The organism is Peribacillus butanolivorans (assembly GCF_001273755.1).
In the GTDB taxonomy this organism is placed as follows: domain Bacteria; phylum Bacillota; class Bacilli; order Bacillales; family DSM-1321; genus Peribacillus; species Peribacillus butanolivorans.
This window is the reverse complement of the sequence record NZ_LGYA01000005.1, coordinates 541,486-565,564: the sequence shown is the minus strand read 5'-3', so window position 1 is coordinate 565,564 and position 24,079 is coordinate 541,486. Positions and strand designations below refer to the sequence as shown.

At 38.3% G+C, this 24,079-nt stretch carries 23 protein-coding genes; 6 read left to right on the top strand and 17 right to left on the bottom strand.

Annotation, left to right across the window (positions count from 1 at the left end; all coding sequences use genetic code 11):
• Positions 1–151: 151 nt before the first annotated feature.
• On the top strand, positions 152–1,258 hold the full coding sequence (locus tag AKG34_RS24710) for a GerAB/ArcD/ProY family transporter (protein WP_330219190.1): 1,107 nt from the start codon (positions 152–154) through the stop codon (positions 1,256–1,258).
• 285 nt (positions 1,259–1,543) lie between these two features.
• A complete protein-coding gene (locus AKG34_RS24705) occupies positions 1,544–2,755 on the top strand; it encodes a Ger(x)C family spore germination protein (protein ID WP_053348777.1) in 1,212 nt (403 codons plus the stop codon).
• A 326-nt stretch (positions 2,756–3,081) separates the two neighbouring features.
• Here AKG34_RS24705 and AKG34_RS28170 read toward each other — a convergent pair whose 3' ends face one another.
• From AKG34_RS28170 to AKG34_RS27285, 7 genes are all read right to left on the bottom strand, one after another.
• Positions 3,082–3,219, bottom strand: a complete 138-nt coding sequence (locus tag AKG34_RS28170) for a hypothetical protein (RefSeq protein WP_161804979.1) — start codon at positions 3,217–3,219, stop codon at positions 3,082–3,084.
• Between the two features lie 40 nt (positions 3,220–3,259).
• On the bottom strand, positions 3,260–3,490 hold the full coding sequence (locus AKG34_RS24700) for a hypothetical protein (protein WP_330219189.1): 231 nt from the start codon (positions 3,488–3,490) through the stop codon (positions 3,260–3,262).
• Between the two features lie 214 nt (positions 3,491–3,704).
• Positions 3,705–5,300 carry a spore germination protein gene (locus tag AKG34_RS24695; protein WP_053348775.1) on the bottom strand — a complete coding sequence of 532 codons (1,596 nt, stop codon included), beginning with the start codon at positions 5,298–5,300 and terminating at the stop codon, positions 3,705–3,707.
• A 748-nt stretch (positions 5,301–6,048) separates the two neighbouring features.
• Positions 6,049–9,867, bottom strand: coding sequence for a bifunctional 2',3'-cyclic-nucleotide 2'-phosphodiesterase/3'-nucleotidase (locus AKG34_RS24690; protein ID WP_053348774.1), 3,819 nt, complete (start codon positions 9,865–9,867; stop codon positions 6,049–6,051).
• A gap of 536 nt (positions 9,868–10,403) precedes the next feature.
• The gene (locus AKG34_RS24685) at positions 10,404–10,862 is read right to left on the bottom strand and encodes a DinB family protein (RefSeq protein WP_053348773.1); all 459 of its coding nucleotides are present in this window, start codon (positions 10,860–10,862) and stop codon (positions 10,404–10,406) included.
• A gap of 166 nt (positions 10,863–11,028) precedes the next feature.
• Positions 11,029–11,856, bottom strand: coding sequence for a GNAT family N-acetyltransferase (locus tag AKG34_RS24680; protein WP_236695042.1), 828 nt, complete (start codon positions 11,854–11,856; stop codon positions 11,029–11,031).
• Positions 11,857–12,257: 401 nt separating this feature from the next.
• Positions 12,258–12,419 carry a YvrJ family protein gene (locus AKG34_RS27285; protein ID WP_082527571.1) on the bottom strand — a complete coding sequence of 54 codons (162 nt, stop codon included), beginning with the start codon at positions 12,417–12,419 and terminating at the stop codon, positions 12,258–12,260.
• A 156-nt stretch (positions 12,420–12,575) separates the two neighbouring features.
• Between AKG34_RS27285 and AKG34_RS24675 the strand changes: the two genes are divergently transcribed.
• Positions 12,576–13,199, top strand: a complete 624-nt coding sequence (locus AKG34_RS24675; RefSeq protein WP_053348772.1) for a sigma-70 family RNA polymerase sigma factor — start codon at positions 12,576–12,578, stop codon at positions 13,197–13,199.
• Positions 13,192–13,410 carry a hypothetical protein gene (locus AKG34_RS24670; RefSeq protein WP_053348771.1) on the top strand — a complete coding sequence of 73 codons (219 nt, stop codon included), beginning with the start codon at positions 13,192–13,194 and terminating at the stop codon, positions 13,408–13,410. Before AKG34_RS24675 ends, AKG34_RS24670 begins: the two co-directional genes overlap by 8 nt.
• Before the next feature lie 144 nt (positions 13,411–13,554).
• Here AKG34_RS24670 and AKG34_RS24665 read toward each other — a convergent pair whose 3' ends face one another.
• The 5 genes from AKG34_RS24665 to AKG34_RS28160 form a co-directional block, all read right to left on the bottom strand.
• Positions 13,555–15,918, bottom strand: coding sequence for a penicillin acylase family protein (locus tag AKG34_RS24665; RefSeq protein ID WP_053348770.1), 2,364 nt, complete (start codon positions 15,916–15,918; stop codon positions 13,555–13,557).
• A 271-nt stretch (positions 15,919–16,189) separates the two neighbouring features.
• On the bottom strand, positions 16,190–16,621 hold the full coding sequence (locus AKG34_RS24660; RefSeq protein WP_053348769.1) for a hypothetical protein: 432 nt from the start codon (positions 16,619–16,621) through the stop codon (positions 16,190–16,192).
• A gap of 18 nt (positions 16,622–16,639) precedes the next feature.
• Positions 16,640–16,789: a hypothetical protein gene (locus AKG34_RS28165; protein ID WP_161804978.1), complete on the bottom strand. Its 150-nt coding sequence runs from the start codon at positions 16,787–16,789 to the stop codon at positions 16,640–16,642.
• A gap of 250 nt (positions 16,790–17,039) precedes the next feature.
• Positions 17,040–17,729 carry an STAS domain-containing protein gene (locus tag AKG34_RS24655; protein ID WP_053348768.1) on the bottom strand — a complete coding sequence of 230 codons (690 nt, stop codon included), beginning with the start codon at positions 17,727–17,729 and terminating at the stop codon, positions 17,040–17,042.
• A gap of 21 nt (positions 17,730–17,750) precedes the next feature.
• Positions 17,751–17,906: a hypothetical protein gene (locus AKG34_RS28160; protein WP_161804977.1), complete on the bottom strand. Its 156-nt coding sequence runs from the start codon at positions 17,904–17,906 to the stop codon at positions 17,751–17,753.
• 145 nt (positions 17,907–18,051) lie between these two features.
• Here AKG34_RS28160 and AKG34_RS28155 point away from each other — a divergent pair, with 145 nt between their 5' ends.
• Positions 18,052–18,195 carry a hypothetical protein gene (locus AKG34_RS28155; RefSeq protein WP_157443938.1) on the top strand — a complete coding sequence of 48 codons (144 nt, stop codon included), beginning with the start codon at positions 18,052–18,054 and terminating at the stop codon, positions 18,193–18,195.
• Between the two features lie 305 nt (positions 18,196–18,500).
• Here the strand turns inward: AKG34_RS28155 and AKG34_RS24650 are convergent, their stop codons facing one another.
• The 4 genes from AKG34_RS24650 to AKG34_RS24635 form a co-directional block, all read right to left on the bottom strand.
• A complete protein-coding gene (locus AKG34_RS24650; protein ID WP_056525653.1) occupies positions 18,501–18,839 on the bottom strand; it encodes a hypothetical protein in 339 nt (112 codons plus the stop codon).
• An 89-nt stretch (positions 18,840–18,928) separates the two neighbouring features.
• Positions 18,929–20,122, bottom strand: coding sequence for an MFS transporter (locus AKG34_RS24645; protein WP_053348766.1), 1,194 nt, complete (start codon positions 20,120–20,122; stop codon positions 18,929–18,931).
• A 148-nt stretch (positions 20,123–20,270) separates the two neighbouring features.
• Positions 20,271–21,593 carry an APC family permease gene (locus AKG34_RS24640; RefSeq protein WP_053348765.1) on the bottom strand — a complete coding sequence of 441 codons (1,323 nt, stop codon included), beginning with the start codon at positions 21,591–21,593 and terminating at the stop codon, positions 20,271–20,273.
• A 375-nt stretch (positions 21,594–21,968) separates the two neighbouring features.
• Complete coding sequence (locus tag AKG34_RS24635; RefSeq protein ID WP_053348764.1) at positions 21,969–22,796, bottom strand: undecaprenyl-diphosphate phosphatase; 828 nt, start codon at positions 22,794–22,796, stop codon at positions 21,969–21,971.
• A 151-nt stretch (positions 22,797–22,947) separates the two neighbouring features.
• Between AKG34_RS24635 and AKG34_RS24630 the strand changes: the two genes are divergently transcribed.
• Positions 22,948–23,691: a glycerophosphodiester phosphodiesterase gene (locus AKG34_RS24630; protein ID WP_053348763.1), complete on the top strand. Its 744-nt coding sequence runs from the start codon at positions 22,948–22,950 to the stop codon at positions 23,689–23,691.
• Between the two features lie 63 nt (positions 23,692–23,754).
• Here AKG34_RS24630 and AKG34_RS24625 read toward each other — a convergent pair whose 3' ends face one another.
• Positions 23,755–23,958, bottom strand: a complete 204-nt coding sequence (locus AKG34_RS24625; protein ID WP_053348762.1) for an alpha/beta-type small acid-soluble spore protein — start codon at positions 23,956–23,958, stop codon at positions 23,755–23,757.
• Positions 23,959–24,079: the final 121 nt, after the last annotated feature.

The window sequence follows — 24,079 nt, the reverse complement described above, 5'->3', positions numbered from 1 at the left end:
CGGAGACTCAATTGTGGACGTATTAGCCACAAGAAATTCTAAAGAAATTTGAAAGCGTTGACATATCAAAGCTTTCTATACAGCAAGAGTTTATTCTAACAATACATAGGTAACAATAGGAATATAATCAGCGATGGGAAGTCGGGATATAGTGGAAAATTTCAAAATTAGTGCTCGACAATTTGCAATTTTAGTTATTTTATTTTCTATAGGTACGACCATCTTGGTGATTCCTGGAGTTATGGCTCAAGAGGTAAAACAAGATGCTTGGATTGCAGCTGTAATCGGTACAGGCATAGGTTTATTGCTGGTGGCTTTATATATCGCTGTAGGCAGGATGTTCCCCACTAAGACGCTTGTTGAAATCAATGAGACACTTTTTGGCAAATGGTTAGGTAAGGCGGTCTCACTTACGTTTATTTTATTTACACTTTACTCCACGGTACAACTATTGTTTTATGTTGGGAGTTTCTTAACTACACAGATTATGCCTGATACACCAATTGAAGCGATCAATATTCTTTTCGCATGCATCCTAATAATGGGAGTTCGCCTTGGTCTTGAACCGTTGGCTCGTTCTGCAGAATTGTTATTTCCTATCTTTGTTTTTTTATTCCTAGTTCTAGTGGGCTCAATATTTTTACCTCCTGTTCAATTTAAGTTTGAAAATATACAACCCGTATTTGAAACAGGAATAAAACCGATGATTCATGCTGTTTTTCTTTTTTCAAGTATCTTTTCTTTGCCATTGATTGTTTTATTAATGATTTTTCCTGTTTCAGTGAATCAACCAAAAGCAGCTGAAAAAAATTTTTTTATCGGAATACTAATCGGCGGAATCTGTTTAATCATCATTATCGCTTTAACTATTCTTGTTTTAGGCGCAGATAGTAGTGCCAGACAAACGTATCCAAGTTATCTTTTGGCCAGAAAACTAAACGTTGGCGATTTTCTTCAAAGGATTGAAGCAATAATGGCTATCATGTGGATTATCACGATTTATTTTAAAATGGCTTTTTACTTTTACGCTACAGTTATAGGTCTTGCACAAACATTGAATATGAAGGATTATCGGCCACTTACGGTACCTTTTGGGATGATCGTAGTTTCGCTTTCCATACTTATACATCCCAATGTGGTCCATTCAACCACATTTGATAAAGAAATTTGGCCCCTATACGCTTCGACGTACGGACTTGTACTTCCTATTCTCTTATTAGCAATCAATGTATTTCGAAAAAAAATACATCAAAAATAAAAAAAGATCCTTTGAATACTCCCGAAATTCAGAGTATAGATAACTTACATAAAACCCACACTAAGAAAATTTATTTAATCGTCATTCTGCTTTTTTTCAGGATTTTGAATAGAAAGGGTTTAGGGACTAAAAGCATTCATTTTAACCATCAATTTCGAACAATAGGAAGATCCCCTCCAATGGTCGTTTCTGGAAAAATTCTGATTAAACAAAAATTAGTAAATACTGTATCGCTATGACCCGGCTGAACCCCTATAAATAAATAGAGCAAAAGGAGTCTCGTCTATGAAACGGAGCTACACCATGTTTATCATACTAATCGTATTCCTGTTATTCACTACTGGTTGCTGGAACCGTCGTGAATTAAATGAACTGGCTATTACGATGGCCATAGGGCTAGATCGTACAAAGGATGGTCAATATCTTGTAACCGCCCAAGTGGTAAATCCAGGAGAATTAGCTACAGGAAAAGGCGGTGGAGGTTCCGGCGGATCACCGACAATCATCTATCAGGCGAAAGGGGAAACTGTTTTTGAGGCTATCCGAAAAATGACCAAGGAATCCCCAAGAAAAATATATCCCTCACATCTTCGAGTCCTCGTGATTGGTGAGTCATTAGCAAAAAAAGGAATTGGGAAACCGTTAGATCTTCTCTCAAGGGACTGGGAAATCCGATCCGATTTTTATATCGTCGTAGCTAAGGGAATGAAAGCAGCAGAGATCCTGAAGGTGCCCACGTCTTTAGAAAAAATACCTGCAAATCAAATATTTGATACCCTGAAAGTCTCAGCAACTGCATGGTCAGCGACAAGTTTCGAGAGTTTAGACGAACTGATTTCGGATATTGTAAGTGAAGGAAAACAACCGGTGTTAACAGGAATCCAAGCAGATATAAAAGGTGATGAAGAAACTTCTTTAAGCAAACAGAATGGAGAAATGATTGATCCCCCTGCTCGTTTGAGGTTTAAAGGACTAGCGGTATTTAATGATGATAAATTAGTTGGCTGGTTAAATGAGAAACAAAGCAAAACGTATACTGTCATTACAAATAAGGAGAAAAGTACAGTTGTGAATATACCGTGTCCTAAAGGCGGAAAAGCTGTGTATGAAGTGAAAAAGTCAAACACGAAAATAAAGGGTAAGATAAAGAATGGAAAACCTGAGATAGATCTAAATATTCGTGTGGAAGGCAATTTAGGCGAAGTAGAATGTCATATCGATTTGACAAAACCAGAAACGATTGAAAAATTAGAGAAAATTTATGAAAAAGAAGCGAAGAAATTTTTCATAAATTCAATAAAACAGGTACAGAAAAATGAGAAAGTAGACATTTTTGGATTTGGTGAGGCGATTCATCGAGCTGATCCTGAAGCCTGGAAAAAACTCAAAAAAGATTGGGATAAAAATTTTGAGAACTTGCCTGTAAATATAGAGGTACAAGGAGAAATCCGAAACGTAGGTACAGTTGGTAATTCCTTTTTAGACAAGATAAAGTAATTAGTTTGTTTTATCAAGAATCAAGAAATGGGGTTACGTTGTGTTTCATGATATCCTTTTATTAAATGGAATCTATTTGCACATGGCCCTCATTGCTGTACCCCTAATAAGGGATACCCGCACAATAACGAGTACTCTTTTAAAATTAATCAGATTTTCCAGTCATCATATTAGTAGATTTATTTCAAAAAGAAAAGAAACTGTCGCCAGCTCCTGATGTGAATGAAGGCCTCAATGCTGGCACACAACTAATTAACTTCTTTTAGCCATTCGTTATTAAATTGCCTCTCTTTTAATTCATGTCTTCGCTATGAGCGACATGAGGATCATTTTCCGCCAATAAGTGCGCTTCTTTCAAATGTTTTTTGAATATGGACAACTAAACGGCCTGAACCACCGCGAAAGGTCCTCTGATCAAGTTCGTCTAAATACTCGATATGAAGTGGAACTTCCTTATTTTTCAACTATATGCCCGTTCTAAGCATTTTTTGCATATTCTCATTTTCACTTTAATAATTTCTCAATCATGTCGGAAAGCGGTTTATAAATTGCTGTAATCCAATCTAGTGGATTGGGAATCTTGATATTCAGTGCTTGGGAAATGCTTAACGCGGTTCCGAATAGTAGAAGAACGGAAAATATCCATAGTTCCTTTTTTAATTTTTTCCTCAACAGACTAGGAACATCAATAGCGATAATTATAGCGACGATGACAAGGATTACTGTAACAGCCAACAAATTCTACTACTCCTTTCTCTTTTTGCTTTATAACAGAATAGGATACTGTACCGTCAAATCTTTGTATCTACCCAGACAAGTCAAAATTGTTTATTCCAATCCTTCATATACCTTTTTGGTAGCTTAGAATCGCCATGTTAAATGGCTTTATCCAACTAAATAAAAGCGTTTTGTGTATTTTGATACCATTTTGATAACTTTGTTGTCAATCTCACACTTTATCCCGCGGCGGTTTCGGTGCCGAGGTATGCTCGCGTTTATTGTTTTTCTGGCTGATTAAACGGGGGCGAGCAAACATCCCCCATCTCGGTACCCGAATAAGCGTATCCTTCATGTCTTCACCGATAAAAGGAGCAAAAGGACTCATATAGGGAACCCCATAGGAACGCAAGCTGCACAAGTGAAGAACAAGTGCAATGACCCCAACGATTATCCCGAATAAGCCAAAAGAAGCGGCAAGCGCCATCATCGGGAAACGGAGCATTCTAATCGACATAGAAATGGTAAATGACGGAAGGACGAAACTTGAAATAGCCGTGATTGCAACAACGATTACCATGGCGGCCGATACGATTCCAGCCTCTACTGCCGCTGATCCAATCACCAGTGTCCCTACAATAGATATAGCTTGTCCTATAGCTTTTGGCATTCGTAAACTAGCTTCCCGCAAGATTTCAAACGCAACTTCCATCATAAGAGCTTCAAAGAATGCAGGAAAGGGAACCCCTTCACGTTGAGAAGCTAGACTGATCAGAAGTCTAGTTGGTAACATTTCCTGATGAAACGTGGTGATAGCGATATATAAGGACGGTCCTAGTAGAGCAATAAAAATAGTAAAAAAACGAAGCAAACGAATAAGGGTGGCAATGTCTGCACGCTGATAATAATCTTCCGCGGAATGTATAAAGGAGACGAACAGTGCCGGGACGACTAGAACAATCGGCGTTCCGTCCACTAGTATGGCGACTTTCCCTTCCAACAGCTCGGCGGCAATCACATCAGGGCGTTCAGAATAATACATAGTCGGAAAAGGAGTGTGCGTTTCATCTTGAATCAATTCCTCAATATAACCACTTTCTAGGATTCCATCGATATCGATTCGATCCAGACGCGTGTGCACTTCTTCGACAACTTTGTCATTCACAATTCCATCGATGTACATGATTGCTACATCGGTTTTAGTCAATTTTCCAATTTTTTTCGATTCCAACCAAAGTTGAGGAGTCTTTATTTTTCGTCGAATTAACGACGTATTGGTACGCAAACTCTCCGTAAAACCTTCCTTTGGTCCCCGAACGACGGTTTCCGTGGTGGATTCCATTACACCACGGTCTTTTCCACCACGCATACCGATTGTAAAACCTTGTGCATATCCATCCAATAAAAGAATAACATCCCCTGATAACAGGGAAGTAAATAAAGAACTGAATTCCGTAACATCCTGTATGTCTCCAACCGCAAGGATGCGGCCTTTCAATACTTGTAAAACATTTTGTTGATACGATATCATTTGCTCTTGATCAGGATGGATATCTAACATGAGTGATTCCAGGATAAAGTTCTGAATGGAATTAGTGTCCACCAATCCATCCGTATAAAAAATACATGCTTTAACGTTTGGCTCTTTGCCAATTTGTATTTCTCTAATCACGATATCGCTGCTATTTCCAAGCTGCTGCTTTACATGTTGAATGTTTCCTTGGAGGCTTGTTTTTAACAAGTCTTTGTTCGTTTCCTTATTCTTATCGTCTTGCTTGAATGAGGAGAGGTTAATGCTGTTTTTTCTTTGTTTTTTAAATAAACTCATACATTTTATCCCCCTCTCAGTCTTTTTCTTTTTCAGAAGGTAGAGTTATTAGATTTCTTCCAAAATTCTTGAGAAAAAATTTGATAAGTTAATTGGGTTTTTAAAGCACTTGTCATTTCATATTTTATTCTCTACTATGTATTTGCTAATTCATTATGGTCAATTGCTTGTGAAGGTTGTATATACATAATTGGCCTAGTGACAGAGAATCCCCGATTTCAATGTTATTAATGCCACTCATAGGTCTTTCTAAAATAAAACTGCAAATGAGGTCTTTATTAGCTAACCCATTTATCTAAATAATCTGGACTGTTTTCAAATACAGGGTTTTCTCCCTTTTTTTTATTATCCGGTTGCTTGATTTGGTCATTTTCTTTTAACACTCCAAGTTTATAGTGTTACCTAATGAAGTGTTCGATGTCTTCGCTATTATCATGCCTATTTTCCAATTTTTAATACTTTTAGGGAATAAATACTTTTCATGATACCCTGCACGGAACAACCTTACTGACACTCATTACTTTAATTGCTTTCGAGATGCGACCGTATAGCAGGAATAGTAATGTTCCCGAACTTTTGTATGTTCAGAAAAAATTAATAGAAAAGAGAGCGTCCCTTTGTATTACGGAACGCTCTCTTTTTAATATTTTTGCGAGTAAATCCTGCAAATTCACGAGTAAATACATAAAACTTACGAGTAAACACACAAAATTCACGAGTAAACTTTAATTTGACTGGTAATCTTCAATTAATTATTGATATTCGTAATTCTGTCTTCTATACCTGCCGTGATCTTTCCACCTTTAAAGGTATCTTTCACATAGTTAACGAAAGCTTCTAGATCAGCATGTCCAAACACACGCTCTTTTCCTATTAAAACGGTATAATTATCGCCACCGCTTGCCATGAAGTCATTGACGGTCACTGTGTAAGTTTCTGTATCCTCAATTGGCGTTCCATCCGCTTTCTTCAATAAAGTGACACGTTCCTTGACAGGTTTACTGAAATCGGCCGTATAGCTCAATCCTGAGATTTGTAACGTTTTCGGAGAGCCTTCAACAATCCATTGCTGTTGAAGCAATGTTTTCACTTCAGCCCCAGTTAGTTCAAGTCGGACCAACACATTTCCGAACGGCTGGATTTTCGCTAAATCAGAAAAGGTAACTTCTCCTTTTGGAATATCTGCGCGAATTCCACCTGGATTCATGAAGGCAAAATCAGATTTCAAATCGGCCTTCATGGAGTCCGCAATTAAATTCCCAAGACCAGTTTCTTGTGTATAGGCATTGGCTCTTAAAAATTTCTCATCCGTTGTCCCTAGTGGGGTTTTCAATTCAGGGAACATGTCTAGATAACCGTTAATAAATTTAGTCGTCCCAGCATCTGGTGTGATGCCATCTTGTGTAACTGTAACAATTTCGGCTGACTTTTTAACAATATCCTTTGTGTTTGGATCGATTTCCAAATCAACATCTTCAAAGGCCGTTCCATAAGAATAAGCCTGTACAATCAATTTATTATCTACATAGTTATTGACCCTTGCATGATTATCTCCAGCTAAAATTACATCGACTTCATCATCTACCGCTTTGGCAAGATCAGCTACTTCACCAGTAATGACACCGTCTTTTTCAGTACCTGGGTCATGCGAGATGACGACAATTGATTTTACACCTTTTTTCTTCAACTCATTAACCGCCTTATTTACGGCAGGTGCCTGTTCTATAAATTCCACATTCTTAATGCCATCCGGACTGACTTTTTGAGGTGTGGCATTCGTGACTATACCTATGAAACCAATATCAACCCCGCCGACCTTTTTTATGACGTAAGGGTCCAAAATAGGTTTTTTCGTGTCTTTATATACGACATTGGCAACCACATACGGAAAGTTCAATTTATCAAATACTACATCCGATGTAGGCGACTTTCCGCCATTGATTTGAGCCATCAGAGTTTCTACCCCTTTATCGAACTCATGGTTCCCGACCGTTCCTACATCAAATTTCATATTATTTAAAAACTGAAGCGTCGGTTTGTCCTGGACCAAAGAGGAAACAGGAGCACTTGCCCCTACTGCATCCCCAGCTGATAGTAAAAGTGTATTTTCAGGGTTTTCAGCTTTACGCTGCTTTAAGTGCGCCGCTAAATAATCAGCTCGACCTTGTTTGACCCCACTAAATTCAGAAGTAGTGTCCAACTGGCCATGAAGATCATTGATTCCGAGCAATTGCACTTTAATGTTTTCTTTCCCCAGATTGAATTTGTAAATACCAAAGCCTTTATCATCTTTTTTACCTGTATAAGAAATCAGGCTATCTTCATTTAAATATTCCGCCCCCTTTGGTGATGAGGTGAACGTAACATTCACCTTGCCTGAAATCGGGGCAATCGACCAGTTATTGTCAGCGGTTGGATTGATCTCCTTCTCTTGTGTAATGTAATCCATCAAGATCTGGCGATTTTCATCCGCAGAGTCAACTACGTATTCGCTTCCCTTGACTCCTGGGAAGTTTCCACCGCCCGAAGCACGGTAATTATTCGTCACGACGATGAAATCCTGATTAGGATTGACTACTTCACCATTATATTCTAAATCGGTAATCCTGCTTGAATCTGACACTTTTATTCCTTTTTCATCATAACGCGGAGCCTTAGTGACATCGATTTGATACGTAACACCGTCAATCACATCAAAATTATAGACGGCAAACTTCCCATTAAGCAATTCCTGTTCCTCAGTCTTAGCCGGATCAATTGTATTATATTTCCCCGCAGACATTTCAAGCCATTCTTTTACTACGGAACCTTTGATTTTGATCGCTTTCAAGGTATTATCGTATAAATATAAGTCACCGGCGCTGCGAATTGTCAAACCACCTTTTTTTATTTCGGTGAATTCTTCGACTCCATTTCGTCCTGCTTTGAAAGGAGCTCCTACAGAGAGAATAGGCAAGTCTTTGTATTCAGGTCGGTTGCTTTGGATGTATTTTTCTACATACCATTTTTGTGCGCTTGTCACGACTTGTACAGAAGGATCATCTTGCACAAGGGCGAAGTAACTATGAATTGGAGCGGTAGTCGTTCCAATTGGTGTGTTAACATACTTGATCGTTCCTTCGTGATCCTTTTTAACGGCTTTGACGACAGATACATCTTCAGCTGCTTTTTTCCCTGTTATTTTGTCGTTGATTGCTCGTGTTGATGAATCTGAGTTAACGACTTTCCATTTCCCCTTGATATTCTGGATATCAAGATCGATAATCCCTAGATTACTACCGCCATATCCTGCTTGAACGGCCGGTACACCATTAATTGTACCCTTTTTATTATCCACACCTTTAAGAACTTTTCCTTGGCTATCTTTAAATAAGCTGTCTAAAGAAGCTTCATCTTGTGCCGGAAAGACTTTATGTGTATGGGAGAACGTGATGGCATCGATATCAGACACTTTACTTAATGAATAGATGACATCCTCGGTGTTCTTTGTGTCGCCATTAAAACCAGAGTGTGTAAGTGCCACGATGACATCTGCACCCTTTTTCTTCATTTCAGGTACATATTTTTTTGCTGTTGTGACGATTTCTTTTGTAACGACCTTACCATCAAGGTTCGTTTTATCCCAATCCATGATTTGTGGCGGAGCAAATCCGATGTAGCCTACTTTTACGGATTTTTCAGCTCCATTAATATCTTTTACTTTCTTGGTGACAATTTTATAAGGGGTATATTTATTTTTGTCGTTTTTTGGATTTTTATCTTTATCCTTTTTATAAATATTTGCATTTACATAAGAGAAGTTCGCATCGTTGATGGCTTCATCTAAATAGGATAACCCATAGTTGAATTCGTGATTGCCAAATGTAGCTACATCATAATTAAGCAAATTCATTGCTTTATAGACAGGGTGGACTTCACCTTTCTTCAGTGGAACTACCTTCGCTTTGTATGTACCAAGCGGTGTACCTTGAATAAGGTCTCCATTATCTACTAAAACACTATTTTCCACTTCTTTTCTCGCCTGCTTGATTAAAGTTGCTGTGCGTGAAAAGCCGACTGAATCTGATACAGCATCTTTATAATAATCATAGCTTACTAGATTTGTGTGTATATCTGTCGTTTCCATAATCCTTAGTTCAAACGGGGCATCGGAAACAGAGGTTGCTAGGCTGGTGCCAAAATTGCTCGTATTGCCGTTATACTTGGAGACTACGGATATCTTAATCCAATAACCTGATTTGTACGAGTTGAAGTATGCGGAAAATTTCTGGGCTGATTTAATATCCGTCTCAACAGCTGACTGTGAAACGACCTTCTTTCCATTCATTAGCTGGAAGACAACAGTTTCCTTCCCCGTATTTCCTTTTTTCGGTGTGACCGTTACTGTAGCTTTTGCCCCATTTGTATAATTAACAGTAGGAGCTGAGATGACAAACGGTTTAGTCGTGACAGGTTTCTTGGCAGCCTCTTTGGCGGATGTCTCCATCGGTACGGTAAATGGAGCCGTAATTAAACTCACAGCAAGAACCGGGGCTAGTATTTTTTTTACATTGGACTTAAACGACATACTTCACAACCCTTCTATATTTTTTGTAAAATTCTAGAATAATATAACATGATTTTGTCGAAAAAGTGTCATAATTTACCTCAATATTAAGAAACTATAATAAAAAGTACTATTTTAACTAATTTTCACTTTCAAATATATGTAACTATTAATAAATTTTATCGAATCATGGTAGGCAATCTCCCTTTAGTACTTGCAAAGAGGCTGACTCATTCATATGAGCCAGCCTACTAATTATAGATTAACTTGTAGTTTCTTCTTTCTCTGCCGATCTTTTTCTAATTGGAACGGTTTTATGTGACAGTCTGTAATCCTTTTGAATCGTCTTATAGAATGAAAGCATGATCAACAGATACAGACTGCAATCCGGATAATCCACTTACTAAAAGCAGGACTAATGTGTTTTAAAAAAATAAGTTTATTCCCTACTTTTCAATCCCTAATCCTCCATTATAAAAAAACGGTAGGAATTAAATATCTAAAAAGCCGGTAAAGCAGGTTCCTTTACCGGTTTTCTTTCATGCTTAAATAAGAACTTACAAAACTCGATCAATCACACTGGCAGATACCGGTTTGATTCCGATTTCCCTCGACCAGATAGACAGCTGGCCAATATGATGAATTTCATGGGCAATCAGATGGCGTAATATCCTGCCTATTTCATATGTCCCTTCCATCCAAGATGGCTCAACTATATCATTCTCCAAATCAGGTGAATACGAGTACAAAAAATCTTTCACTTCAGAATGATAACGTTCCGATAAGCCTTTTACCTTCTCGATTGTATTGTAAGAATCCATATCAATCTCGATATCTGGCTTTCCTTGAATCGTCCGAATCCAACTGTATTCAACATCAATAATATGAACGAGTGTTTTTAAGATAGTGCCCATCCCACCACTCCGCTGCCGTAAAAGTTCAGCACTCGGTACAGTCTGGCACCACTCAAACCACTCTCTTCTCACCTGCCAGTTATAGGTGAATAACGTTAGCATCCTATTCCCCCCTTATGTACCTTCACCCAAACATCATCATGCGAATTCCTCAATGCTTTTTGTTTCTATTTATTTACTCAGTCAGATATCTCACTTAGTTTTAACTGACAGACCGTTTTTAAGTTGACCCATTGAATCCACTCATACAATTATGTCATTCAGCCTTCTAACATTTATACTGATAATAATCCTGGCGTTGAATGGTTTTGAATCCGCAAGATTCATAAAGTCTTAAAGCATAATCATTGGTTGCTTCTACTTCAAGAAAAATATCATACCCAAGTTGCCGTTGTTCGGCTACAATCTTTTTCAGCACCTTTCTGCCAAGCCCTTTTCCCTGGTATTCCGGAAAAATTGCAAATCCATAAATCCATGCTTCTCCGCCCGAATGATCAACACGGATTTTACCGACCGCTCGACCATCTTTTTCAATCATCATTGTTTTCAAAGTATCCTCGTATTGAACACGTTGATAATAATCTCGCGCTTCTTTTTCCGAAAACTTAAAACAATGAACATCCAGCTGAATTTCCGTTTCCGCATCATCTCTGTTTGAAGGACGAACGACCACATCCTCATAATTATCCAGCTCCATGTTTGACCATTTCATTTGATACTCAGAAAAAGAAAACTCACATGGCAGTTGCTTCATAAACCCATGCCCTGAATGAGATTGGGCAGGGGTATTCAGGATAATTAGTTTATAGTCCCGCTGCAAAGCAGTCCTTAAAGCTTCGTCCATTAAATCTGTAAAAATCCCTTGCCTTCGGAAGTCTGGATGAACCATCCCACACATCTCTACTTTATTCCCGAAATCATAAAGACCAAGAAAACCGACAAGTTTGACTCCCACGTAATGAAAGAAATCATTCTTCATTACACCATTTCTGCTGCGAAGCGTCTCCCAATTTAGCTTTAAAGTAAAATCTTCCTGTTCACATCTCTGTTGTAGACTTTCGATATCATCGAGCTGTTTTTTATTCAAAATTGTCACCCCTTTTCCATAATATCAGTTTATTACCAAAAAATAAGAAAAGCAGCACCCTTTATTGGGATGCTGCAAGCTTTCTATAAGTTTATTTATTAAAGTTGTTTTTTTAAAAGTATTTTCACTTTAACCTATAAAACTAAAATCGTATGAGAGGAGGATTTCCTACCTAATTCTATTGTCGGATGAATTATAGTAGTAAAATGATTCAATTTGACGATTATTTATCACCCATTTTATGGTATATTCCAAATAATGGAGTATCATTATCCCTATCCGAATCAAAAGGAGGAATTTAATGGACTCACTTTCCATCGTCCCGAATTCTTTATACCCGAATTTCGGATCCTCTTTTGTATAGAATCCGAAATTCGGTTTTCACTACCTAGCGACGTAACGTCCTGAGGTTATCGTTTCGTTTTATGAGCGGACTTTTTTAAGTTCTCGACGTCCGTTGTCAGTTCTTTTAATTTTTTACCGAAGCGGAAGAGCAAAAACATAGAAACGACGAATGGATAGCCAAAATCGCTAACTAATGACACCCACATAGTAGCATCCTCAATCATCATCCTCTTCACCCCTTTTCTTGTATCTGATATCTAAAGTGAAACTTGTTTCAGAAAATCAATCTAGCACTATTGATTTATGGTAAAAAGAACGAATGTTCGTATATAATTGATTTATTCCCCTTGTCTATCACTTTAATAATTAAAGGAGGGATAGCAATGAACAAGTTAACTTCTCATTTTTTTTCTCATTCATTAGAATTTTTACAACAGCATTATTCGTCATTCTTCGAACAGCCAATCATTCAATTATTTTTACAGAATCCAGAGCATTTAAAGATTTTCACTGATACTTTAGATTCCCCTTCTACACACAACATTGGTCATCTCAACGAGACCTTTAAAATTTTCTATTATCGGGCAAGAGTATACAAATACATGTGCTCTTTAATTTACTTCTTCTCAGTTGATTTTGATAAAAGAGCACGAAAACAACGGGAACGCTATCGAATGGTACTTGATGCGACACCAAAGGATAACGGAAGAATGATGGACCGAATTGGCAACTTGGATGGACGACTTGAAAAGATGGGGGAAACCAATGAACTATCCTCCCACATTAGTGATGAAAAATTGATAGAAGCCTTGAAAAATTTAACAACCAAGCAAAACCTGGTACTGACCATGGCCTTTACCTATGGACTATCCAACAAAGAAATTGCGGCTTATTTTCATGAGTCACCTCAGAATATTTCAAGCATCCGTAAACAAGCTCTCAAAAAACTGCAAAAGTACTATATGAATGATGTTTATGATAGGAAGGAGAAAAGGTATTGTGGATAAAAAACTCTCAAAAGAAGAATTAATTGACCTAATTGATTCTTTGAATCCTAAAATAAAAAAATCATTAAAAAACACACATTATCAAGACAGAAATGACCTAGAGCAAGAGATCAAACTCAAAATCATTGAATCATACGAAAAAATAGCCGCTATCGAAGCACCAAATTTCGAAGAGTTCCTTGCAGAATTCTTAACTAAACAAAAACGTTAAAAGAGTACCAAGTTCAGCTCACGCTGGACTTGGTACTCTTTTTTTACCGCTGCCATGTATTGTGTCAATTAAGTACTTAATCGCATCACTCCAGTATCATAAAAAGCCTTACTTCTATCAAAGCAAGTAAGGTTACGCTAATTCTTATGGGTTTATTATCAGTTTATCGCCTTTTGGATGATCTAATACGGTTTTATGATAGGTTCCGTCAGTCCAATCATCAAGCTGATCGTGGTACCATTTGCTTTTAACGTTACCTGATTGACCCGGACCAACGAGATGGTAGCCTTGATTCATATCAGATAAATCGATGACAAAGCGCCATGAGCCTCCATGATTGACGGTTCCATCATCTAGAAATGCTGCTGCCTGTACGGTGACACTGCTGCCGCCGACTGGAATTCCACCGTCGCTGTTAAACAAATGATTCAACGGAACGACACTCGATAGAGGATGGTTAAAGCGAACTTGGTGATAATCCCCCCACTCCCAATCAGCTATGTCGTTACCCTGTGATTTCTCCAGATCCTTCAATGTCTGTTGTAATGACTTTGCGAGTACTTGCTCAAGTCCGCCCGCTTCTTCTATCCAAGGACCTGGCTTCCCGTCCAGTGCCCGCCGCAGCAGTTCATCAATGGCAGATCGCCTTCCATTAAAGAGGTTGAGAGTTTCCTCTGGTATTTCATCCATAAGCAGAACTTCCCCTATCTTTTTCATCCAGACATTAAAAATCATCGGCGCTGCTGCGTCTATAGAATCAATGTTATTCCATTTCTTCAGAATTCTTATAGCTTGGTCTTCCTGTTTACCAGATGAGCCTTTCAATACCTCTAAAAATTGAGGGACAAACTCCTTAGCCTGTAGGTTTAACTGATCCATCTGCAGACTTTGCATATCCTCGGTGGTGAGTTTTTTATTAGCATGTAAAAACTCCTGGATCCTCATCTGACGGTAAGGCTGCGCCCAGTTATTGCTGATATGGTAAGGATAATCATCGGATATAACCTTATTATTTGCTGTCGAAATAAATCCTGATTCTGGATTGATCGTTTTTGGGAGTTCATCGAACGGGATATAGCCTATCCATTCATATTCATCGGTCCAGCCAGGGACAGGTAACATACTATCCCCTTTTTTCCGAATTGGGATTTTCCCGTTCGCCTTATAAGCAATAGTCCCATCGACCGAAGCAAAGACAAAATTCTGTGCCGGCGTTTCAAATTTCAAGAGGGCTTTTTCGAATTCTTTCCAGTCTTTCGCTTTATTCATATTCAATACCGCTTCCAGCTCGGCAGATGGATCAAGTGCTGTCCACCTTAACGCAAGGACAGTATCTTTTCCACTTTTACCAGCAAACTCAGAGACAACCGGCCCATGGCGGGTAACCGTCACTTTATAATCGAGCGTCTTACCGTCCTTCACCTTGATCGGTTCGTTCATGATATCAGCTTTTTCCCAATCATCTTTGTAAGCAAACTCATTCTCGTTTGCCGGATTTCTCTTTTCGATATACAGGTCCTGAACATCCGGCCCCGTATTGGTCACACCCCAGGCAGCCTTTTCATTATGACCGAGAATGATTCCCGGAATCCCGGCAAAAATAACACCGCTCACATTGACAGTCGGAGCCTCCAGGTGCATTTGATACCAAACAGACGGGGTGGCTAAGCCTAGATGGGGATCATCCGCCAAAATCGGCTGACCTGAATCTGTTTTCTTCCCCGAAACGACCCAATTATTGCTGCCGTTGAATTCATAAGGAATAACGGCCCCAGCAAAGCTTTTTTCAATATCAAGTTCGTCCTTGCTGATAATATAAGGAGCATCCTCTGGATAATTCGGGAATAAATCATACGCTTTTTCCTTTGAAAAAGTTTGCAGCAAATACTGTCTAAACGCTTGGTCTTCCCAATTCCCGCCCAAATCATAGGCCATATATTTTCCTATAGTGAGAGAATCAACAGGCGTCCAGGGTTCTGGCTCATAGCCAAGTAAAGTGAACTCTACCGGCCATTTTCCGTTCTCCTTCAATTCATCGATATAGAGATTTACCCCTTTGGCAAACACATCCAAGGCTTCTTTCCCTTCACTTGTATATTCTGCATAGGAGGATTCAGCAGCCCGCCTTAACCCCAGCGTTCGAAAATATTTATCATTTTTAACTGTCTTCTCACCAATCACTTCACTTAATCTACCTGAAGCCTGGCGCCTGCTTAAATCCATTTGAAATAAACGATCTTGGGCTTGAATATACCCTTGTGCTAAATACAAATCATGATTATTTTCTGCCTTGATATGCGGTACCCCACTGGAATCCCTCACTACTGTAACCGGTTGCAAAAGACCGGATAGCCATATTTCACCCTTGGTTTCCGGCAGTGAGCGCGATAGAAATACGTTTGCTACAATCAAGATAGACAGCAAAAGGAAAATCAGAATTCCTAAGCTCCATAGGACGCGTTTTCTCCACTTCCGTTTTGGTTTTTGCTGAGGTACGACAGCTTCCATTGCTACATCTCCCTTTCCCTTTAATGCTCTCTTTTTTTCTATTTTTCTACTTTAGTTATTCGCGTTTCTATCCATCTTTCCTACTGCCTTCCTAATTTTCTCTATTTTCCCTGTTATCTATCAAATATGAAAAGGAATCAACCATCATGTCAATTGGAATCACGATTTTTTAATGAGGAAAAGGAAATTCTTTTTCACACTGTCGAAAAAAGTCGCCCTGGGAATAAACAATAAAGAAACACACCGAAACAGAGTATCGGCGTGTTCATCATTATTTTGTAAGATATTCAATCGCATTGTCTACATCATCCGTATAATAAAGGGCCTTGTCAAAGTCATGGGCCGCCTTTGTCTCTGCAACCATGTATTCAATCGGGGATAGAAGACCAAAAAGCCTCTTCCATTTATGGTTTTTCTCCAGAAGCTTCCTTTCTCTTTTTATATCCACTGATTTGTATTCATTAATAATAAAACAAGGATCAGAAAATGTCGGGTACCGAAATCGTTCGTTCAAGGTTTGCAGTTTTTCTTCATCCCACTCTACCCTGATCAAATCCGATATGATTACTACATTTTCGACCGAATCGTGAATGCGTTTTATTAAAGCATCATATTCTTCATCTTGTAGCCCTTGATCCGTCATAATTCCTATACTGTACCAGTTTTTATTTGGATCCAGTTCATCCCTTTTCTTAAAAAGCACTAATTATCCACCGTCCCTTTATTTTACAGGCAGCTCTTGTTTTTGCGCTTTACTATATCCAATTTGTATTTTAACGCTTGCGCCCTGCTGCACTTCCAGTAGTACCCAACTCTCTTTGAATGTCCAATTATAAGGAAAAGAGGCAAGCACATAATCCGGCCATTTCATCTGGTCGATAAACTTCTATCCCCTTTGATCTTTTACTAAATTCGTTTCATTTTTTACTATAACATGTTGAAATATTGCCATGATGATAAAAAAATTTATTTTCACTTCAATCAATACAGGTAAAGTAAACCTAATTATTGATGCAGCATACAGGAACGGTAAGCAAAGCCAGTCAGTTCTATACCTCTGTTTATGGAATTTTTTTAAGCAGTACCATAAAAAAAGATACCCTCATTTTAAAAGGATACCTTCATTTCACCGGTTGAAGAGCCAGCCCTCTTTGCTTAAAGATATAATCCAGAGCCTGTCCGAATGATAGGAAGGATTTTACCTGATTAGCAAAATCAAGTTGGACAATTTGCCGAACAACATCTGGAGTATAACCGACAAACATCGTTTCCGTTCCCATCATCGACAGTGCTCCTACCAATTGATCAAGCAGCAAGAACATATTATTTTCCTTCGTAAAGGTAATGCCAGAGAAATCCAAGATCAAAACTTCTGCATGTAAATCTGCACATTTTTGGAGAACCGTCGATTGCATGGACTCCATTCTCCAATCATCCATACGGCCGATTAACGGTACGAGAAGCACGTCTTTGAAAATGGTTTGAACAATTGGTGTTGCCAATTCTTCCATAACTTCTTGATTTTCTTTAATTTTCTGCAATGATTCATTCGCCGCTGTGGCTATTTCTTTATAATAATTCACATAACTTATACTCACGCTATGAATGAACTGATCCAAGATTGCATCAATTATAGAACTTGCCTTTAACAAAATTTCAATGGAATAGTAGCGATTGCTTACTTCTTCTTCAATAAAACTCCAGAAAAGATTACGAACCAGCTGTATTTCCTCAATATGATTATCCAAGGGAATACCCATATCCACGATTTGCTTTCCAATCTCCATACCCGTTTTTTTCATACTTTCCATTGCTTGAGCTTTTCCATGAATTTACGCATCTGCATGAATTTGAATAAGCTGAGCCCGTACCTCTTTACTGGCTTCCAAATTAAAAGGAGATTCCTCTTCTTCAAACAACTCAATATGTTCCACTAAAATATATTTGAATTTCTCTATTTTCTCACCAATCAATTTTAGTTCTTCCATGTAGGCCTCCCACACAGGGCTTTTTTCACATTTTATCAAATTATAATTGAAAAAAGAAATAATATCCTAAAATTACCAATATGATAAAAGACGTTTACCTGAGTCTTCAAAAGGGTATTACGATATATGACATGGAGGGAATCCGATGAAAAAAAATCAACAAGACTATGAATCTGAAAACATGAGTGATTTAGTCGAACTCATAAATAGTAAAAACAACAAGCGTAGAATCTTAGATATACTTCAGCGCAATAAAAAGGACAAAAGTAAAACTAAGAAAAAAAAATAAAAAACCCAGTCCATTATGGTCTGGGTTTTTAAATAGATTGGATAAAAAGCCAAACTTTAAACGTATGAATGGTTGCATCTCATCTATTTCACCTTCTAATGTGCGTGGATGTTCAGCAATAGCACTAATCTCTTCAATGGCCGCCGATTGTTCCCCTGTAGCAGTAAAAGCGTGTCGCGTCGCTGCTTCTTCCACAATTTTTTCGAAATTGGTTCGAAATTCATCAAAGTAAAAAAAGCTGATTTTGTTAGTTAAACAAAATCAGCTTTACCGTTATTTTATGTATTCTGTGTGATTGACGAGCACTACCTTTTTCTTCGAATTTCCTTTACTTGTTTCCCATCAGAAGTAATATAGACTGTTTCATCAATTTTATATGTTAAATAACGGTCACAATCAATTTCCAACGTTTTCCCATTGTTGAATTTCATTGCGCAATTGGATCCCTCTTCGGTTTCCGTCACATCAATGACTTCGTTCGTCTTAAAACCGACCGCCTTGCCATCGGAAAAATGTGGGTAGTATTTTTCTACAATCTCTACCTTTTCCAAACGACTTGGACTTGTTAAGTATACAACGAATAATATAATTAAAACGGCTACTAAGCCAATGAGAATTACAGCTTTTTGTTTCACTCTATCCACTACCCTCTTCTCTTATCAATCTATTATTCTTTATCCGTTTTCACTAGATTATATTCAGAAATTCGGCAAATATGATAGAAAAGATACTTTTATTGAGCGATTTTCACCTTTTCAACCATCATGGCACACACGGCAGCGAGAATGATTAGGATCGATACAGCTGAAATGACCCCGCTCCAGCCGAACTTCATCAGAAATAGTCCACCCGATGCCCCTACGACACTAGACCCTGCATAGTAAAACAAAAGGTATAAAGAGGAGGCTTGTGCCTTCTCACTTTTTTTAGCTAACCTTCCGACCCAACTGCTCGCAATTGAATGAGCTCCAAAAAAACCAAATGTAAAAAGTGCCAGGCCCATTATTTTTAATATAAGTGGGCCTAATAAGGTTAAAAGGGCACCCATTAACATGATGGCTATTCCGGAAAGTAGAACGAGCCTTCGACTAAATTGATCCGCCAGCTTTCCCATCCACGTTGAACTAAATGTCCCGACGAGATAGATGATAAAAATGAAACCAATCAATGTCTGTGATAAATGATACGGCGGTCCCATTAATGGTATACCTACAAAGTTATAAACAGTCACAAACGAGCCCATTAATAAGAATGCCATGCCGAATAAGAGTACTAGTCTAGTATTCCTTAAGTTGTTTATAAGTGAATTTTTAATTCTCGACAACGATATTTTATTGCGAACAGCATGCTGTGAAGGAGGAAGCATCCACCAAAAGGCTAGACTAATGATCAAACTCAAAGCCCCAAGACTACCTATCGCTATATTCCATGAGAAGTGATCAGTCAGCACTCCTACAATGAGCCTGCCCGCCAGTCCGCCGATACTCGAACCGCTCACGTAGATTCCCATCACATAGCCCAGACTTTTCGGATGAAATTCTTCACTGATATAGGCCATTGCTATCGCGGGGAAACCTGCTAGCACCGCTCCTTGAACCGCTCTGATTGCGATCAAGATGTATAGGTCGTCTTGAATAAAGCTGACACAAATAGATAACAATGCAGACAATGTGAGCGCTGTACCCATTATCTTTTTCCTATCGATATTTTCAGAGAAAAAGGAAACAAGCAATAAACAAATAGCAAGCGTCCCTGTAGCGAAAGATAGTGTCAGGCTTGCCACCGCTGGAGAGACTCCGAATTGTTTTGCGAATACCGGAATGACTGGTTGAGTACTATATAAATCGGCAAATGTTACAAAGCTTCCAAGAAATAAAGCCAAGATTGTCTTTCTGAATGATTTACCAGCAGGCTCAATATAATTCACTGTTGTTCAAACCTTTCAATATTAAACTTTCTCTTATGTTAATACTATCTGCCTGAGTTGTCTATTTCGCCATAAGTTGTTGAACGGAAAGATTTTAGATTCAAAAAAAAAACCCTTCACCGCAAGAGCGAAGGGTTTTCTTAAATCATTAATTTGATTGCTTCTCATTCCGCTCATTTTTTGTAAGCAACCAGTATACCGGCATACCCACGATCACAATAATTACCGAGTAAAGAGCATCTAACGGTGTATCAATTAATGTGCTCACAACAATATAAACTGCACCAGCAATCGCTATAATAGGAACTAGCGGATAAAAAGGTACTTTATACGTTTTTGCATCCGGGTCTTTTTTGCGTAAGATGAAGACCGCAAAGAAGGCAAGCCCATAAAAACTAAAGACAGAGAATATTGCCATATTGGTAAGTTTGTCGGGATTTGTTACGACCATCATGATAATTGCGATGACCACTTGTAAAATGGTTGCATTAATAGGTGTTTTAAACTTGGGAGATATTTTACTGATTTGTTTATGACCAGGCATCATTTTATTATCCGCCATTGCTAGTGTTATACGCGGAAAGGTTAGAAGTTTCCCGTTCAAACAACCGAAAATTGAAACCAATATTCCGATCGCTATTAATTTCCCACCCAATTCTCCAAAAAGAAGTGTGGCCGCAACGTTTGCTGCATTTGTTCCATTAGCTATAATTCCCTCTGCACCCAATACATGAAGCATAGCAAGGTTTACAGCTAAGTAGGCAACCATGACCACAAGAATTCCCGTAATAATCGCTCGTGGCAAATTTTTCTGTGGATTTTTCATTTCGCCTGCCATGAAGCCGACATTCATCCAGCCGTCATATGCCCAAAGTGTAGCCAAAATGGCACCGGCCATACTGATTTTCATTGAACTTTCACTATCTATATTGAATACAGGCATCTCACCTTGTGCAATTCCGAATACTGCAATGAAAATAATCGGAATCAATTTACCAACCGTCGATAATGCTTGTATCATACCGCCGTATTTCGTCCCTAACAGATTCATACCGGCTAAAAATACAATCGTTAGAATTCCTATAAACAATGTATAATCCGTAGAGATATTAAATAGCCCTACCACTAACAACCCAAAATATAAACTGAGTGCGCCCATAACTGCAGGACCATATACTAATGTTTGAACCCAGCCGCACAGAAATCCCCATACTTTTCCGTACACTTCCTCTAAATAGACATATAAACCACCCGTTTTAGGAATGCGTGTACTTACTTCAGCAATTGTCAATCCGCTAGCTAGTGTAATTAAACCACCAATCAACCAAGCTAATAAAGCCATTGTTGAATTACCACTTAACTCAAGCACGTCACCAGGCTTCATGAAAATACCAGAGCCGATAACTGTCCCAACTACAATAGATGTTCCAACCCAAAAGCCAATCGTTTTCTTCAATTGGTCATTCCCCATGATGTCCTCCCGACGTGTACACATGTACTTATTTTATACTAAAATTATATCATAAAAATTATTCGGGAATAGTTTATGCAATAGTTGGAATATTACATCATCGTCTGGAACTGTTGGTATTCCTGCACTGAGAGCGTTTTATTAAAATTTATTTATTTTTTTCTAATTCTGAATTAGACACCTTAAAACCGAATATTTTTTAAACATTTAGGAATTAAACGATTATTTATCGACTAATTACGAATTAAAAATTATTTTATTATAAAATCGTTCGCTACATTTAAAGAAAACTTTCTGTATTATTTTAAAAAAACACAAAAAAACCACCCCTTATAAAAGGGATGGATGTGATATTCCTTAAGCATTAAGTTGGTATTACCAAAAAATAAACATAAGCACAACTGCCACGACAATCCGATAGATGGCAAAAGGAGTCAATTTAACTTTATTGATTAAAACCAAGAAAAAGCGGATACAGAATAACGCAAAAATAAATGCGCTGATAAAGCCTGCGATAAAAAATGGCAGAACTTCGGGTGTGAAAATATCCCAATATTTTATAATTTTCAACAAACTGGCACCAGCCATGATTGGAACTGCCATGATAAAAGTGAAATCAGAAGCCGCCCGGTAGCTCATACCTAAAAGCACACCACCTGATATCGTTGAACCTGAGCGGGAAAATCCCGGCCATAGGGACAAACATTGAATTAACCCGACCCCAAGGGCTTGTTTATAAGTAATTTGATCAACCGTTTCTGCAGTCACCTTCGGACGGAATTTATCCGCAGCAATCATCAAAAATGCGCCCAAAATTAATCCAACGATAACCGTCTTCATTGTAAATAAATTTTCATCAATATAATCTTCAAACAATAAACCTAATACGGCAGCAGGTAACAAACCGACGATTATCTGCAATAGGTTGAGCTTTTGTCCCCCTGGAGCAGATGGGTTTTTCATTTTCCTTAAACCAAGCAAGTCCATGAATCGACCCCAGAAGAGAACGACTACAGCAAGAATCGATCCAAGCTGGATTACAACTTTAAATGCATTGGCCACTTCACTTCCAAAAAGCTCGTTCGATTTCAGCCATATGTCATCAACAATAATCATATGCCCTGTAGATGATACAGGAGCAAATTCAGTTAATCCTTCTACTAGTCCAAGGATAACCGCTACAAAGATTTCCCACATATTCATTATTTTCACCTCATAATTCGCACACCTATTTATGGAAATACCATTAGTATTGTACTAGTTGTTTAATATATTGTCTATTAAACATTGCTGAAAGAAATTTGGGGTACATGTATGATAGGTATAAAGATAAACTCTAAAAGGAGTGATGAACTTGAAAAACATCCAAATTTTCGCCCATAGAGGGTCCAAAGGAACACATCCTGAAAATACTATGGCCGCTTTTAAAGAGGCAGCACGAATCGGGGCTGAGGGAATTGAGTTTGACGTCCATCTTAGTTCAGATGGAGAAATGATCGTTATCCATGACGAAACACTTGACCGAACTACTTCTCTTTTAGGTTATGTAAAAGATTGTTCAGCACAAAAATTGAAAACAGCAGATGCCGGGAGCAAATTTTCCAAGGAATTCCTTGGGGAGCGGATTCCTTTTTTAATGGAGGTTTTCGACTGGGCAAGGGGAAATTCTTTATTGATGAATATCGAAATCAAAACGGATAAACTCGCTTACGAAGGAATTGAACAGAAGATCATTGATTTAATTCGGAAATATCGAATGGAAGATCGGGTGATCCTCTCTTCCTTCAACCATCAATCCATTGAAAAAGTGAAGATGCTTGCCCCAGAACTTGAACGTGCATTATTGTTCGAGGGAATTCCTGAAAACTTCGAAGAAATCTTACATGATAAAAAAGAATCGGGTTTTCATCCAGATAAAAATAGCCTGACTCCAGCAATTAGTGAAAAAGCGAAAAAACTTGGATATAAAATCCGCCCTTGGGTAGCCAATAATAAAGCTGACATTATCAGGCTCGCTGAAATGGATGTCGATGTGATTATGACGGACTTTCCTGAAAAGGCAATCAAGATCTTAAAAGCTTGGCAAACAAGCGACTAAAATAATGCGAAAGAGAAGGAGGACGATGCTCCTTCTCTTCCTAATCCATTTTTATTCAGTTAATTAACGAGAATATCCGCCTAATTGTTGTTCAGCCATTTGCACTAAACGTTTTGTAATTTCTCCACCAACAGATCCGTTAGCACGAGCAGTAGTGTCGGCACCTAAGTTTACGCCAAATTCACTAGCGATTTCATTCTTCATTTGTTGTAGAGCTTGCTCTGCACCAGCTACTACTAGTTGATTGCTGCTATTGTTGTTTGCCATGTGTTTTTCACCTCCTACTAATATTAATTAGCATTTTAAGCTTAAATTATTATTGCCAATTTATTGAATTATTTTATCTTTACGTTCCCTTCAATCCAAAGCTCTTTATCATGAATTTCTT

What these genes read in the sequence shown, in the direction of transcription:
- AKG34_RS24695 (WP_053348775.1), bottom strand. Translation starts at nt 5,300, where the DNA reads ATGAGTTTATTTAAAAAACAAAGAAAAAACAGCATTAACCTCTCCTCA.
- AKG34_RS24625 (WP_053348762.1), bottom strand. Translation starts at nt 23,958, where the DNA reads ATGGCAAACAACAATAGCAGCAATCAACTAGTAGTAGCTGGTGCAGAG.
- AKG34_RS28155 (WP_157443938.1), top strand. Translation starts at nt 18,052, where the DNA reads ATGAAAAAAAATCAACAAGACTATGAATCTGAAAACATGAGTGATTTA.
- AKG34_RS24635 (WP_053348764.1), bottom strand. Translation starts at nt 22,796, where the DNA reads ATGAATATGTGGGAAATCTTTGTAGCGGTTATCCTTGGACTAGTAGAA.
- AKG34_RS24675 (WP_053348772.1), top strand. Translation starts at nt 12,576, where the DNA reads ATGAACAAGTTAACTTCTCATTTTTTTTCTCATTCATTAGAATTTTTA.
- AKG34_RS24655 (WP_053348768.1), bottom strand. Translation starts at nt 17,729, where the DNA reads ATGGAAAGTATGAAAAAAACGGGTATGGAGATTGGAAAGCAAATCGTG.
- AKG34_RS28165 (WP_161804978.1), bottom strand. Translation starts at nt 16,789, where the DNA reads ATGAAATGGCCGGATTATGTGCTTGCCTCTTTTCCTTATAATTGGACA.
- AKG34_RS24640 (WP_053348765.1), bottom strand. Translation starts at nt 21,593, where the DNA reads ATGGGGAATGACCAATTGAAGAAAACGATTGGCTTTTGGGTTGGAACA.
- AKG34_RS27285 (WP_082527571.1), bottom strand. Translation starts at nt 12,419, where the DNA reads ATGATGATTGAGGATGCTACTATGTGGGTGTCATTAGTTAGCGATTTT.
- AKG34_RS28160 (WP_161804977.1), bottom strand. Translation starts at nt 17,906, where the DNA reads ATGGAAGAACTAAAATTGATTGGTGAGAAAATAGAGAAATTCAAATAT.
- AKG34_RS24685 (WP_053348773.1), bottom strand. Translation starts at nt 10,862, where the DNA reads ATGCTAACGTTATTCACCTATAACTGGCAGGTGAGAAGAGAGTGGTTT.
- AKG34_RS24690 (WP_053348774.1), bottom strand. Translation starts at nt 9,867, where the DNA reads ATGTCGTTTAAGTCCAATGTAAAAAAAATACTAGCCCCGGTTCTTGCT.
- AKG34_RS24705 (WP_053348777.1), top strand. Translation starts at nt 1,544, where the DNA reads ATGAAACGGAGCTACACCATGTTTATCATACTAATCGTATTCCTGTTA.
- AKG34_RS24665 (WP_053348770.1), bottom strand. Translation starts at nt 15,918, where the DNA reads ATGGAAGCTGTCGTACCTCAGCAAAAACCAAAACGGAAGTGGAGAAAA.